The sequence below is a fragment of the Streptomyces sp. SCL15-4 genome (genome assembly GCF_033366695.1).
Taxonomy (GTDB): Bacteria; Actinomycetota; Actinomycetes; order Streptomycetales; family Streptomycetaceae; genus Streptomyces.
In genome coordinates this window covers 1,005,229-1,018,456 of the sequence record NZ_JAOBTQ010000001.1, presented here as the reverse complement: position 1 = coordinate 1,018,456, position 13,228 = coordinate 1,005,229, and the positions used below count along the sequence as shown (strand labels likewise).

Sequence of the window (13,228 nt, the reverse complement as noted above, 5' to 3'; positions counted from 1 at the left end):
CCCGGATGACCAGCACCAGTGAGACCGGCGACGTCACCGGCACCCGCGACAAGGACTACAACCTCATCTGGTACGTCGAGGCGTGCCTGAGCAACGCCCTGCGCCTGGAGCAGTACGTCCAGGACGCCGAGCGGGACAAGGACGAGGAGGTCGCGGAGCTGTTCCGCAAGGCCCAGTCCGACAGTCGCAAGGGCGCCGAACTGGGCAAGCAGCTCCTGCGCTCCCGCCTCGGCGGCGGCTGACGCCGCCGGCGCCCGGGCGAACCGGAAACGAGGGACGGGCGGCCCGGCGGACCGCACCCGGTCACCGCGCAGTCATGTGCCGGCCACGGCCGTGACGAAGGCGGTGATCCCGGTGCCGTCGTCCGCCGGGCCGTCGCCGTCCCCGGGGTTCCCCGTCCCGCACGCTCACGGCAGCGGCTGTTCCGCCCAGATCACCTTGCCGTGGGGGGTGTACCGGGTACCCCAGCGCTCGGCGAGCTGGGCGACCAGGAACAGGCCCCGGCCGCCCTCGTCGGTGCTCGCCGCGTACCGCAGGTGCGGCGAGGTCGTGCTGCGGTCGGAGACCTCGCAGATCAGCGTGCGGTCGCGCAGCAGCCGCACTCCGATCGGGCCGCGCCCGTAGCGGATGGCGTTGGTGACCAGCTCGCTGAGGATCAGTTCCGTGGTGAACGCCAGCTCCTCCAGGCCCCAGTCGGCCAGCCGCCGGGTCACCGAGGACCGTACCTCCGACACCGCCGCCGGGTCGGACGGCACCTGCCACTGCGCGACCCGGTCCCCGCCCAGCACCCGGGTGCGGGCCACGATCAGCGCCACGTCGTCGCTCGGCCGGGCCGGCAGCCGGTCCAGCACCGCGCGGCAGGTCTCCTCCGGGGAGGCTTCCGGCGTCCGGCGCAGGGCGTCGTCCAGCATGCCGAGCCCCTCGTCGATGTCCCGTTCCCGGTCCTCCACCAGGCCGTCGGTGTACAGCACCAGCCGGCTGCCCTCCGCCAGTTCCAGTTCCGCCGTCTCGAAGGGCAGCCCGCCCAGCCCCAGCGGCGGACCCGCGGGCACGTCCGGGAACTCCACCGTGCCGTCCGGGCGCACCAGCGCGGGCGGCGGATGGCCGGCCCGGGCCAGGGTGCACCGCCGGGACACCGGGTCGTAGATCGCGTACAGGCAGGTCGCGCCCGTCACCACGGCCCCGCCCGCCGCCGCGGTCTCGTCCTGGTCCAGCCGTCCCACCAGCTCGTCCAGCAGGCCGAGGAGTTCGTCCGGCGGCAGGTCGAGCGCCGAGAAGTTGTGCACGGCCGTCCGCAGCCGGCCCATCGTCGCCGCCGCGTGCAGCCCGTGCCCCACCACGTCCCCGACGACGAGCGCCACCCGGGCCCCCGACAGCGGCAGTACGTCGAACCAGTCGCCGCCGACGCCCGCCTGGGCCGGCAGATAGCGGTAGGCGATCTCCAGGGCGCCCTGCTCGGGCAGGGAGCGCGGCAGCAGACTGCGCTGGAGGGTGACGGCCATGCTGTGCTCACGGGTGTACCGGCGGGCGTTGTCGATGGACACCGCGGCCCGCGCCACCAGCTCCTCCGCCAAGGACACCTCCTCGGCGTCGAACGGCTGCGGCTTCTCCGCCCGCCAGAAGTTCGCCACACCGAGCACCAGGCTGCCGGCCCGCAGCGGCACGGTGATCAGTGAGTGGATGCCGTAGTCCAGCACCTGGTCGGTGCGCTCCAGGTCCTGCGCCCGCCAGCCGGGCGCCTCGCGCAGCCGCTCCGCCACGACCGACTGCCCGGTGGCCAGCGCGCGGGCCTGGGGCGAGGTGGGCACGAACCGGATCCGCTCGCCGAGCGGGTACAGCGGGGAGTCCTCGCGCACACCGGCGCAGGCCGTGCGGCGCAGTGCCGTGCCCGGCCGGGGCTCCTCCCCGCTCAGCACCGCGTCGAACAGGTCCACGGTGGCGAAGTCCGCGAACCGGGGCACCGCCAGCCCCGCCAGCTCCTCGGCGGTCCGCGACACGTCCAGGCTGGTGCCGATGCCCACTCCGGCGTCGTAGAGCATGTTCAGCCGCTCCCGGGCCACCTCCGCGCGGCCCGACAGGGCGCGCAGCTCGGTGGAGTCGCGCAGCGTGGTGACGCTGCCGGCCGGGCCGCCGCGCAGGTCCGTCGGCCGCTGGTTGATCGCCAGCAGGCGGTCCTTGACCAGGTGCACCTCGTCCGTGGCGACCCGTCCGGAAGCCAGCAGTCCCGCCGTCTCGTCGTCCAGGCCCAGCTCCAGCACATGCCGCCGCTCGGCGTCGGAGGGCAGGCCCAGCAGCCGGTGGGCCTCGTCGTTGGCGAGCAGCAGCCGGCCGTCGCCGCCGACGATCAGCACGCCCTCGCGGACCGCGTGCAGCACCGCGTCGTGGTGCTCGTACATCCGGGTCATCTCGTACGGTCCGAGGCCGTGTGTCTGGCGCAGCAGCCGTCTGCTGACCAGGGCCGTGCCCGCCGTCGCCAGCACCAGCGCGGCGCCGGCCGCGGCGAGCAGCAGCGGCAGCTGCTGGTCCGCGGTGCCGCCCACGTGCGCGGTGGTGATCCCGGCGGACACGAGCCCCACCACCTTGCCCGCGGGGTCCCGCACCGGCACCACGACCTGCACCAGCGGGCCGATGGTGCCGGTGATGTGCTCGGTGACGGTGTGACCGGCCAGGGCGGGGGCGGTCGTGCCGACGAACTTCTTGCCGATGCGGTCGGTCTTGGGATGGGTGTAGCGGATGCCGTGCGTGTCCATCACCACGACGAAGTCCACACCGGTGGCCGTGCGGGCGGCCTCCGCGCGCGGCTGGAGCACGGCCGTGGGATCGGGGGAGCGCAGGGCCTCGGCCGTGCCCGGCGCGTTGGCGAAGGTCTCGGCCACGGCGAGGGAACGGTTCGCGGCCTCGGTGTCGGTGTCGTGCCGTACCTGGAGCACCTGGGCCACCACCGCCGAGACGACCAGCAGCAGCACGATCACCACTTGCAGGACGAACACCTGGCCGGCCACGCTGCGTCCGGTCACCGCCGACCGGAGCACTCCGGGCCGGCTGCCGCCCGCGCCGTGCGCCGGGTGCGGCGGGCTGTGCGGTGCGCGCGGGTGCCCGGACGTTCGGGGCGGCCGGGGAGCGGGCCGGCCGGGCAGTCGCACCATGTGCCCATGTCTACACTGCCGGGCGCCGTGAGGCGAGAGCGTCACCCGTGCCGCCGACGCCCGACCGGAGGAGCCGGGGTCCGGCGGGCGGAGGAGCACGGGGGCGCCGAGCGAGTGGCCGAAAGTGGTTGTGGCGCCGCAGGAGAGTACCGGGTGGCTGGGCGGCCGTAAGGGGTTGGGGCTGTGGGGGGAGTGCCGGACGGCGGGGCGGCTGGAAGTGGTTGCGGCTGTAGGAGAGCGCCGGGCGGGGCGCCGAGGGCGGTCGCGGGGCGTAGGACGTACGAGGTAGCGGCCGGGGCGGTCGCGGGTTGTAGGGGGGGCGGCGGGTCGTGGTGGCCGGGTGGTGACGAGCCGTACGCCGGTGCGGTGCGCGGTGGCGGTCGTGGGCGCCGGACCGGGCCCGGCCGGCAGTGCGGCCGGACGGGCCCGGGCAGGGACCGCCCGCTCGCCACGTCCGGCCACCGGCCCCGGCCTCCTCCCGTGGGCCCGCGCCGGACGACACGGCGAGAACACGCGCTGGGGGCGGGGAGGCGTGGCCCCGGCCGCACGCGGGCGCGGTCGGCGGCGCGTCAGATCTCGGGTGTCCGGCGCGGCAGCGGCAGGCTGCGCAGGGCGAGGAGCAGGACGCCGATGTCGTCCAGGTAGACCGGGTCGGGCAGCAGGTCGGTGGGCAGCAGCAGATAGGCGACCGCGCCCCAGAACACCCACCGGGGCCCCGTCGGCAGCCCCGCCCGCCGCAGCGTCCGCCGGGTCCGTACCAGCCGCACCAGCAGGCCGACGGCGACGGCGAGCAGCGCCGCGCCGACGCAGGCCGCGATCAGCAGCAGGGCGGTGGTCGTGTCCATGGGGGCTCCTTGTCCGGCCGCCGGAACGGCTAGGACGGCTTCTCGTCCTCCGGCGCCGCGGTGTCGTCCGGCGCGCGGGTGCCGTCGGCCGCGGCCGCGTTCGTCTCGGTCACCGTGGCGGGTTCCGGCTGCGGCCGGCTCCACGCGGTGAGTTTCAGCCGCTCGAAGGTCCGCGTCAGCTGCTGCAGCGCGCCCGGTGCCCGCGAGCCGGGCCGCTGCTGCGGCAGGGCGGGCGAAGGGACGTCGCGGTAGGCGGCCAGCGCCTCCAGCGCCTGCTCGGCGGCCTGCTTGTACAGGTCCCGGGACTTCGTCATCGCTTCCAGCGCGTCGGCGTACATCGCGACCAGCCGCCGCTCGCGTTCCAGCTGCTCCTGGAGGGTCATCAGGGTCCAGTTCTCGCGCAGGTCGGTCAGCGCCTCGGCGGCGTCCGGGGACAGCGGGCGGGGCAGGGCGAGGAAGTGCCGCAGCACCGCGATGAGCCCGGCCGGCTCCGAACCGTCCAGGAAGACGGTGCGCACGCTGTGCTCGCGGCCGTCGTAGTCCTGCGGGGCCGGGTCCGGGGGCAGCAGCACCGCGCCGCCGCGGGGCACCTCGACGCCGAGGTCCTTCAGCGCCCAGTTGACCCCGCGCAGCTGCTGCGGCGCGGCCCGGTGCTCGATCACGCGGTGCCGCAGCCCGGGCGGGAGCAGTCCGGTCAGCGGCAGCCGGCCCCGCTCGTCCGGCGTCATCGCCTCGTGCACGACGACGTGGACGCACCACGCCTCCCGGGCCGCGTCCCGCAGCCGGCGGCGCATCTCCTTGTCGTCCTCGGGCAGCGCGTTGACGTGCCGGAAGCGCAGTCCCGGGACCGTCGGGTGATGGTCCCAGGAGCCGTCGTCGCCCTCGCCGGAGCCGCCGTCGGGCCAGAACAGGGTCGCGGGCGAGGGCCATGCGTCGTCCCACGGCCGCTCCGCCTCGGCGACCAGCCGCCATTCGTGCCCCCGCGGACGGCCCTCGCGCGGTACGAGGGTCAGCCGGGCCCGCACGGTCACCGCGCCTCCGGCCCGCCAACGGGCCTCGAAGACCCGGCGGCCGGGATCCCCGGACGCGGGCGGCGACTCGGCGAAGTCGTCGATGTCCCCGCTCTCCTTGTGCCGGCGCAGGGCGCGGCGGACGACCTCTTCGGGGGCGGGACCGGTGTGACGGCCGCGCACCGCCCAGACGGTCTGCGGGACGGTGGCGTGGTCGGTGGCGGAGTTCGACATAAGCCAATCTGCTGATGGGGGCGGGTGCGCCTCCCAGTATCACCGTTCGGCGGGGCGGCGCGGCCGCGGGGGCCGTGCCCCGCGCGTCGCCAGGAAGCACGCCGGGCGTACCGGCGCGCGCCGTACGCCCGGGCGCGGTACGGCGTACGCCCGAGCCGGCACGGCGCGACGGTACGCCCGTACGGGCAGCTTCCGACCCTTTTCCGGCGCGTCCACGCGAGATATATCGGTTTCCGATATATCTTGGCTCCATGACAGGGAAGAGCATGACCCGCGCGGCGTTCTTCGTCCTCACGGCACTCGCCGACCGGCCCCGGCACGGCTACGGCATCCTGCGAGAGGTGGAGGAACTGTCCGCCGGGGAGGTGCGGCTGCGGGTCGGCACGCTGTACGGCGTGCTGGACCGGCTCACCGCGGACGGCCTGATCGTGCTGGACCGGGAAGAGGTCCGGCAGGGCCGGCTGCGGCGCTACTACCGGCTCACCGAGGAGGGCGTGACGGCCCTCGACGCCGAGGCCGAGCGGATGGCCGCCGGGGCCGGAGCAGCCAAGCGGCGCATCGCCGAGGGCCGCGGCGCCGCCGCCCCGGCCCGTCCCGCCGCCGAGGGCCCGGCCGGCCTCGAACCCCCCGCCGCGCCCGGATTCGCGGGAGGCTGCGCATGACCACGCTGCTCGAAGCCCGCTACCGCACCGTCCTGCGCCTCCTTCCCGCCTACTACCGGCGCGAACGGGAGGAGGAGATGCTCGACACCTACCTCTGGGGCCTCGACCGCGACACCCAGGACCAGAGCCGGCCCACGCTCGGCGAGGTGGCCGGCATCGCGGCGCTCGCCGTGCGCTGCCGCCTCGGCGCGCCCGGCGCGCCCCGCCCGTACGCGCTCCTCGGCTCCGCGGTCCGCCTCTTCGCCCTGTTCGCCGTGGGGCTCCAGGCGACCTCGGCGGTCGTGGACCGCGCCCTGGCACTGACCTGGGCGCTCACCCGGGGCGCCGAGGGACGGCACCTGTTCCTCATCGGGTTCACCGGCGCGGACCCGGCCCGCACGGCCGTCGCCGTGCTGACCTGGGTGCTGCCCCTGCTGTGGACGGTGGCCTACTTCGCGCTGCTGCACGACCGCCGCCGCCCGGCCCGGTACGGCGCGCTCGGCGCGGCCCTGCCCACCCTGTGGCCGCTGCTCGATCCGCTGACGGGAGACATGGCGCCCCGGGCGCACTGGTACGAGACGGCGGCGGCGCTGCTGGCCTGGCTGCCGGCGCTCGCCCTGTGCGCCGCCCACCACCGGGACGCGCCGCCGGCCCGCCTGCCCGCCGGCTCCCCGGGCCTGGTGTTCCTGGCCGGGTGCGTGGTGACCGGCGGGTCCGTCGTGCTGCTGCCGGCCGCGGCGGACACGGTGTGGGCGCCCGCCACCTGCTTCGTCGTGGGCGCGCTGGGCTGGCTGCTGTGGCACGCCCGGCGCACGGACCGTACGCCGCCCGGCGCCGCGCTCGCCCTGACCGCGCTCGGCCTGCTCGTCCTCGCGGCGCGGGTCGCGGCCCTCGGTCCCTGGCTGGACGTGCCGGGAGCCGAAGCGGTGCGCGGCGGCGGCCTCGGCCAGACGGCGGCCCTCGTCCTGCTGACCGTGGCGCTGGCCGTGACCGCGGGCCGCGACCTCGTCCGCCGCTGACCGGCCGACCGGGTGCCCGGCCCGGCCCGTCCGGCGTGCCGATGGACCTCGGCGCCGGGAGGGGGCGGGGGCCGCCGGAGAGGTACGGCGGTCCATCGAGCCGTCGAACGGGCCCGTCCCCGGGCCCGGCCGGGGGTTCTCCCGGTACGGCCCCGGAGACGGACCCCGATTGTCCACAGGGCCGGGCCGGTCGTTCCCGGCGGTTGTCCACAGGCCCGGACGGCTGTCGGACCCCCGTGCCAAGATCGCCGCATGCTCACTCACGACCTGCTGCCCGCCGAATCCCACCGGTCCGCGACCTACGCGCTCTGGGCCGCGGCCCACGACCCGGACGCCGGGAGCGCCGCCGTCGCGCTGCTCGACGAGATGTCGGCGGCGGTGTCGGCGGCGTACCCGAAGATGGGGCGCTGCCTGGAGCGGCTGCGGCGCTCGGCGAGCCGGCTGCCACCGGCCCATCTGCCCTGGTTCTGGGACACGGTGGCGCACCGCCTGCTGGGCTACCCCGGCGGTGCCGCCGCCAAGGCCTACACCCTGGCCCGCAAGGCGGAGCAGGAACACGCGCTGCCCGTCGACCCGCGCTGGCGCCGGGCCAACGCGCTGCTCTTCGCGGCCCGCGGCGGCTTGCCGGTGAAGGAACTGAGCGAGCATCAGCGCTGGCTGGCCGGGCACCTGGCCCCGGCCGAGGCGCACGAGGAGTACGTGCGCGTGCTCACCGCCTGGGCCGCCTCCCCAGGGGACCTTCCCGCCGACCTCGCCCGCCGCGTCGCCGCCTCGGCCCGCGCCGCCGGCCTCGGCACCGACGAGGACGCCCGGGTCCTCGGCCGCGTCCTCGGCGCCGCGCGCGGCAAGGTGGTCCCGGACGCCCTGCTGGAGGCCGCCGCCGGACCGCTCGGCGACCACCCCCAAGGCCCGGACGTCCAAGCCGCGTTGCTCGACCTGTTCCCCGACTCCCGCAAGGACGCGGCGGCCTGGCTCCGGTTGCTGCTGCGCGGCGGCATCGTGGACGCGGCGGCGGCCGGGCACCTCGAACCGGAGGGCGGCCCGGCCGGCTGGCTGAACCGGTACACGCGCACGTACCGCCACCAGAAGGTGGCCTACGGCGGTGTGGCGAGCCAGCCCGTGCCCGCCGAACTCTTCGAGATCGTCACCCGGTTCGCCCCCCGCCTGCGCGCCGCCGGCACTCCCGTGGTGATCCACGAGGACAAGTACCGCTGGCCGGCCCTGGACGCCGACCTGCTGGACGCGTGCCTCGCCGAGGGCATCGAGGTGGCGGACCCCGGCGACGCGGTGAAGCTGACGTTCTGGGGCGACCGTTCGCGCCGCGACCTGAAGGCCCTGGCCGCCCACCCCGTCTTCGGCCGCCGTCTGGAGGGCACCGTGCACGAGGGGCTGCGCGGCACCGGCACGGCGATCACCCGGCTCCCGGAGAACGCCGGCATCGCCACCGAGGTGCACGCCCGTGTCGAGGGCCTGCTCGGCGAACTGCGCGGTGGCGGGCTCGCCGCGGCCGACGAGGCGGTCACCGAACTGGCCGGCCTGCTCGACCGGCCCACCGCCACCGCCCTGGACGGCATCGAGGAGGCACTGGCGGCCCTGGACCTCACCGGCCCGCTGGCCCGCGCCCTGCGCGCCGGGCTGCCCGAGGAACTGGGCTGGCCCGCCCTGGAGTCGGCCCTCGCCGGCTTCGACCCGGCCGACTCCCTCCGCGTGACCTGCACCTGGCCCGTCCTGACCGTCTACGGCGCCGACCGCGCCGTGGCCGTCGACCCCACCGGCACCCGTGCGGCCTGCGCCTTCCGGCTGCCGGACGAGGCGACCGAGCACACCGTCCACTTCGCCGGCGGCCAGTTCCTCGTCAGCTGGCACTCCGGCGACCGCCACACCGGTGCCCGGGCGTACTGGTCCGGCCGGCCGCAGGAGGTGTTCACTCCGGAGGACGGCTACGGTCTGCGGCCGTACGGCGGACTGGTCCAGGGCGGATTCGGCTATCAATTCGAGACCCCGGACCGCGGCGGCCGGTTCGACGGGCAGCGGGTGCTGCGGCCGGGCGGACGCGAGGGTATCGGCCACCACGACTTCCAGCTGAGCGACGGCCGCCGCCTCTACGGCGCCCAGGTGTTCCACACCCGCGGCAACTGGACCCCGTACGACCCCGTGACCGGCGCGCCCGCGGCCGACCGCGCCCTGCCGGACTTCCACCGCGACCGGGACGTGCCGCCCGGCATGGAGGAGTTCGAGGGCGGCCAGTACCTCGCGGCGCTCCCCGAGGACGCCCCGCCCTCCCCGCTCGGCCAGGACGGACGGCTCGTCGGCTGCCGCGTCCTGAACCGCACGCCCTACCAGGGCCCGTCGCCGACCGAATTCCTGCTGGAGTCCGTCGACGGCCGCACCGCACGCTTCCGCAGCCGCCGCTTCGGCCGCCACCCCTGGGGCGTCCTCGCCCTGCCCGAGGGCGGCGAGGACGCCGTCACCGTCGGCGAGACCACCATCCGCTGCCACGCCGCCACGGACAACTCCCTGCTGTGGCAGGTGCACGGCTTCGTCCCGCCCGCCGCCCGCGACCGCGACCGTCCGCCCACCCTCGGCGAGCAGGCCGGCCCCGTGCCGCCGCCCGCGTTCTGGCACTTCCTCACCGCCCGCGACGAACGCTCCTCCAAGGCGCTGCGCACCGTCTCCGCGCCGGCCGTGCGCGCCCTCCTCGACGCCGCCCTCGCCACCCCGGACGACGGCACGCTCCGCGACCGGGTCACCCGGCTGCTGCCCGACGTCGGCGACCCCCGGGTGCGCGACGGCGTGGTGCGCGCGGCCCGGCTCGCCGCCGGCATCCTGCGCCGCCGCGAGGAACTGTCCCGCCGCGTCGGCATCATGCGCTCCGGCCCGGTCGTCACCCTGCCCGCCGACAGTCCGGACACCGCGCTCGTCCCCGCCCTGGCGGGCCTGCTGCCCGACCTGCGCGCCTACGAGACCCACGCACCCGAACGGCACTGCGGCACCCTCACCGCCCTCGCCGCCGACGGCCGCTTCCTGCGCGGCGAGATCGACGACGAGACCCGCAGTCTCGCTCCGCCCGCACGCCCCGCCGAATGGCAGGTGCTGCTCGGCGACATCGACGCCGTCGCCTGGCGGGCCGCCGTCGAGACCACACCCGCGGACGAACGCACCGCGCTGAACGCCCTGCTGCGGACCTGGAGCGAGCAGCCCTTCGCCGGGCCCGGCGGCACCTGGCGCACCGGCCGGGCCCCGCAGGAGGCACTGGCCGCCGCACCCGACGCGGCGGCCGGCCCCGACCGCGGCGGACTGCGCCGCTTCGTGCAGCCCGCAGCCGGCCCCGCCCCCGCCCGCACCGAGGAGGAGCGCACGGTCACGATCACCCGGGACGACGCCGCCCGCCTCACCCGCCTCCTGGAACTGGTCGAACAGAACGGACCGGTCCCGCTGACCCCGGAGGCGCTCGCCGTCTTCTCCTGGCGCACCGGCGTACGACGCCCCGTCGCCACGCTGGCCCTCGCCGGCCTGCCCCGGCGCGCGGCATACGGCGAGCACACCAGGATGCTGCGCTCCAAGCCGTACAAGGCGAACAAGACCACGGCCACGGAGTACGACGCCTTCTGCCACCGGCTCGGGCCCGACGGCCGGCGCGCCCTGCTCGCCGCCGGGCTCCCCGAGGACCCGGCCGACCTGTGGACGGCGGACGGCTCGGTCCGGGCCGCCGAGCGCATGGCGCAGGTCTGGGCGCAGCGGCTCGGCACCCGTCCCTACGTCGACGAGGAACTGGCCGACGCCCTGGAGACGGACCTGGGCCTGAACGCCGACTGGGCCCGCACCCTGCCCGCCGGCCGTCCCCCGGTCGCCTGGGACGGCCGGGTGCCGGCCGCCGACAGCCCCGGCCGGCTGCGCCTGCACCGGTCCGGGCCGGACGGCACGGCCGAGGAGGGGATACGGTCCGACCGCGCCCCGCACACCGAGGCGCTGTCCGTGATCGCCTGGGCCCTGACCGAGCGGCCGGTCGGCGACCCGGCGGCCGAAGGGGCCCTGAAGCTGCACGAGCGCCTGCGGGCCCGGTTCGCCGCGCCGGACACCCTGGTCGAACTGCCGGCGCTCCCGGCACCGGCAAGCACGATCGCCGAAGACCCCGCCTTCCGGCCCTACACCGGCCGCGTGCTCCCGTGGCCCGATCCGCTGCCGGACACCGCCACACCGGCGCCCACGGCGGTCGACGACGGGACGTTCGTGGTCGCCGTGCCCGGCGGGCACGTGTTCCTGCGCACGGCCGCCCTCGCGGACCCGGAGCGGTCGGCCCGGGCACTGGACCTGGCCGACCGGCTGGACCTGCCCCGGCTCAGGCGGGAGGTGACCCGCATCCGGGCGCTGCTCGACGGCGTGGCCCGGATGGCGGCCCGCGCGGCCGACAGTCCCGTGCCCGTCGGCGGCTACGAGGCCAATCCCGCGCTCGGCGTCCCCGCCCTGGTCGCCGAGGTCGCCGGGCGGCTCGGTGTCGGCGCGGACGCCGCCGCGCTGTATCTCCAGCTGCGCGCCCTGGCCCGGCCGACGGATCGTGACGTCCGCCGCTGGAACGGCTGGACGGCCGCCCGGCACAAGGCGGCGCAGGCGGAACTGGTGGCGGCCGGCGCGGTGCGGACCGGGCGGCGGGCCCGCGCCGGACGCACGGCCTTCGCTCACGACACCTGGGAGAACCTGGACGCGCCCCATCTGCCGGTGGAGAGCGGCAAGCTCGTCACCCACGGCGCGGTCCTCGCGGGCAAGACCGTGTACGGCCCGTTCACCCGGCTGCTGCCTCCGGTGCCGCTGCACGAGCTGTTCGCGCGGGCGGCGGAAGTCTGAACGACGGCGGGGCCGGCGCACCCGCGCCGGCCCCGCCGCCCCGTCGGTGGAACCGGGACCTTACGCCCCGCTCTCCCGCAGCATGTCCTCACGCTCGACGATCTTCACCCGGTCGCGGCCCTGCGGCTCGCCCAGAGCGCGCTCGGCGGCGTCCAGCTTGTACCAGCCCTCCCAGGTGGTGAAGCGGACGTTCCGCTCGGCGAGGAAGGCGTCCACCGCCTCCGGCTCGGGCGCGGACGGCGTGTGCAGCCGGCCGTTCGCGTAGTCGTCCAGCAGGTTGGCCACGGTCTCGTTGGCGTCGCCCTTGGTGTGGCCGATGAGACCGACCGGGCCGCGCCGGATCCAGCCGGTGACGTAGGCGGACTGCAGCGGGGTGCCGCCGTCCTCGACGACCCGGCCGCCCTCGTCCGGCACGGTCCCGGAGTCCTCGTCCCAGGGCAGCTTGGGCAGCTTCTCGGAGAGGTAGCCGACCGCGCGGTAGACCGCCGTGACGTCCCAGTCCTTGAAGACGCCGGTGCCCTTGACGTTGCCGGTGCCGTCCAGGGCGGTGCGCTCGGTGCGCAGGCCGACGACCTTGCCGTCCTCGCCGAGGATCTCCGCCGGGGACTCGAAGAAGTGCAGGTAGAGCTTGTGCGGACGGTCGCCGACGTCCCGGATCGCCCAGTTCTCCAGCGTCTTGGCGACCATGTCGGCCTGCTTGTTGCCGCGCCGGGTCTCGATCGAGCCCTCGTCGTAGTCGATGTCCTCGGGGTCGACGATGACCTCGATGTTCGGGGAGTGGTCCAGCTCGCGCAGCTCCATCGGGCTGAACTTCGCCTGGGCCGGGCCGCGGCGGCCGAAGACGTGGATCTCCACGGCCTTGTTGGCCTTCAGACCGTCGTAGACGTTCGGCGGGATCTCGGTCGGCAGCAGCTCGTCGGCGGTCTTGGCCAGGATGCGGGCCACGTCCAGCGCCACGTTGCCGACGCCGAGCACGGCGACCTTCTCGGCCTCCAGCGGCCAGGTGCGCGGCACGTCCGGGTGGCCGTCGTACCAGGACACGAAGTCGGCGGCGCCGTAGGAGCCGTCCAGGTCGATGCCGGGTATGGACAGCGCGCGGTCGGCCATGGCGCCGGTGGAGAAGATCACCGCGTCGTAGAAGGCGCGGAGGTCGTCCAGGCTGAGGTCCGTCGGGTAGTCGACGTTGCCGAACAGGCGGATCTGCGGCTTGTCGAGCACCTGGTGCAGGGCGGTGACGATGCCCTTGATACGCGGGTGGTCGGGCGCGACGCCGTACCGGATCAGGCCGAACGGGGCGGGCATCCGCTCGAAGAGGTCGATGGACACACCGGGGTCGGCGGCCACCTCGGACTTGAGCAGGGCGTCGGCGGCGTAGATCCCGGCGGGGCCGGCTCCGACGATGGCTACCCGCAGGGGGCGCGGCATGATCAGGTTCCCTTCGAGCGTGAACGGCGGCTTGATCAGGAAGCCTAAACTAAGGCAGACCTAACC

Annotated in this window: 8 protein-coding genes; 4 read left to right on the top strand and 4 right to left on the bottom strand. The window is 75.9% G+C overall.

Features of this window, described 5'->3' with window-relative positions; genetic code table 11:
- The first annotated feature begins 5 nt into the window (after positions 1 to 5).
- Positions 6 to 242: a hypothetical protein gene (locus SCK26_RS04230; protein ID WP_318199893.1), complete on the top strand. Its 237-nt coding sequence runs from the start codon at positions 6 to 8 to the stop codon at positions 240 to 242.
- A gap of 165 nt (positions 243 to 407) precedes the next feature.
- Here the strand turns inward: SCK26_RS04230 and SCK26_RS04225 are convergent, their stop codons facing one another.
- From SCK26_RS04225 to SCK26_RS04215, 3 genes are all read right to left on the bottom strand, one after another.
- On the bottom strand, positions 408 to 3,146 hold the full coding sequence (locus SCK26_RS04225) for a SpoIIE family protein phosphatase (RefSeq protein ID WP_318199892.1): 2,739 nt from the start codon (positions 3,144 to 3,146) through the stop codon (positions 408 to 410).
- A 569-nt stretch (positions 3,147 to 3,715) separates the two neighbouring features.
- Positions 3,716 to 3,991: a DUF1232 domain-containing protein gene (locus SCK26_RS04220; protein ID WP_318199891.1), complete on the bottom strand. Its 276-nt coding sequence runs from the start codon at positions 3,989 to 3,991 to the stop codon at positions 3,716 to 3,718.
- A 29-nt stretch (positions 3,992 to 4,020) separates the two neighbouring features.
- The gene (locus tag SCK26_RS04215; protein WP_318199890.1) at positions 4,021 to 5,235 is read right to left on the bottom strand and encodes a hypothetical protein; all 1,215 of its coding nucleotides are present in this window, start codon (positions 5,233 to 5,235) and stop codon (positions 4,021 to 4,023) included.
- A 266-nt stretch (positions 5,236 to 5,501) separates the two neighbouring features.
- Between SCK26_RS04215 and SCK26_RS04210 the strand changes: the two genes are divergently transcribed.
- The 3 genes from SCK26_RS04210 (at position 5,502) to SCK26_RS04200 (ending at position 11,737) form a co-directional block, all read left to right on the top strand.
- Positions 5,502 to 5,897, top strand: coding sequence for a PadR family transcriptional regulator (locus SCK26_RS04210; protein WP_318205906.1), 396 nt, complete (start codon positions 5,502 to 5,504; stop codon positions 5,895 to 5,897).
- Positions 5,894 to 6,895 carry a hypothetical protein gene (locus SCK26_RS04205; RefSeq protein ID WP_318199889.1) on the top strand — a complete coding sequence of 334 codons (1,002 nt, stop codon included), beginning with the start codon at positions 5,894 to 5,896 and terminating at the stop codon, positions 6,893 to 6,895. Before SCK26_RS04210 ends, SCK26_RS04205 begins: the two co-directional genes overlap by 4 nt.
- 252 nt (positions 6,896 to 7,147) lie before the next feature.
- Positions 7,148 to 11,737, top strand: a complete 4,590-nt coding sequence (locus SCK26_RS04200; protein WP_318199888.1) for a hypothetical protein — start codon at positions 7,148 to 7,150, stop codon at positions 11,735 to 11,737.
- Between the two features lie 60 nt (positions 11,738 to 11,797).
- Here SCK26_RS04200 and SCK26_RS04195 read toward each other — a convergent pair whose 3' ends face one another.
- Complete coding sequence (locus SCK26_RS04195; RefSeq protein WP_318199887.1) at positions 11,798 to 13,162, bottom strand: FAD-dependent oxidoreductase; 1,365 nt, start codon at positions 13,160 to 13,162, stop codon at positions 11,798 to 11,800.
- Between the last annotated feature and the right edge of the window lie 66 nt (positions 13,163 to 13,228).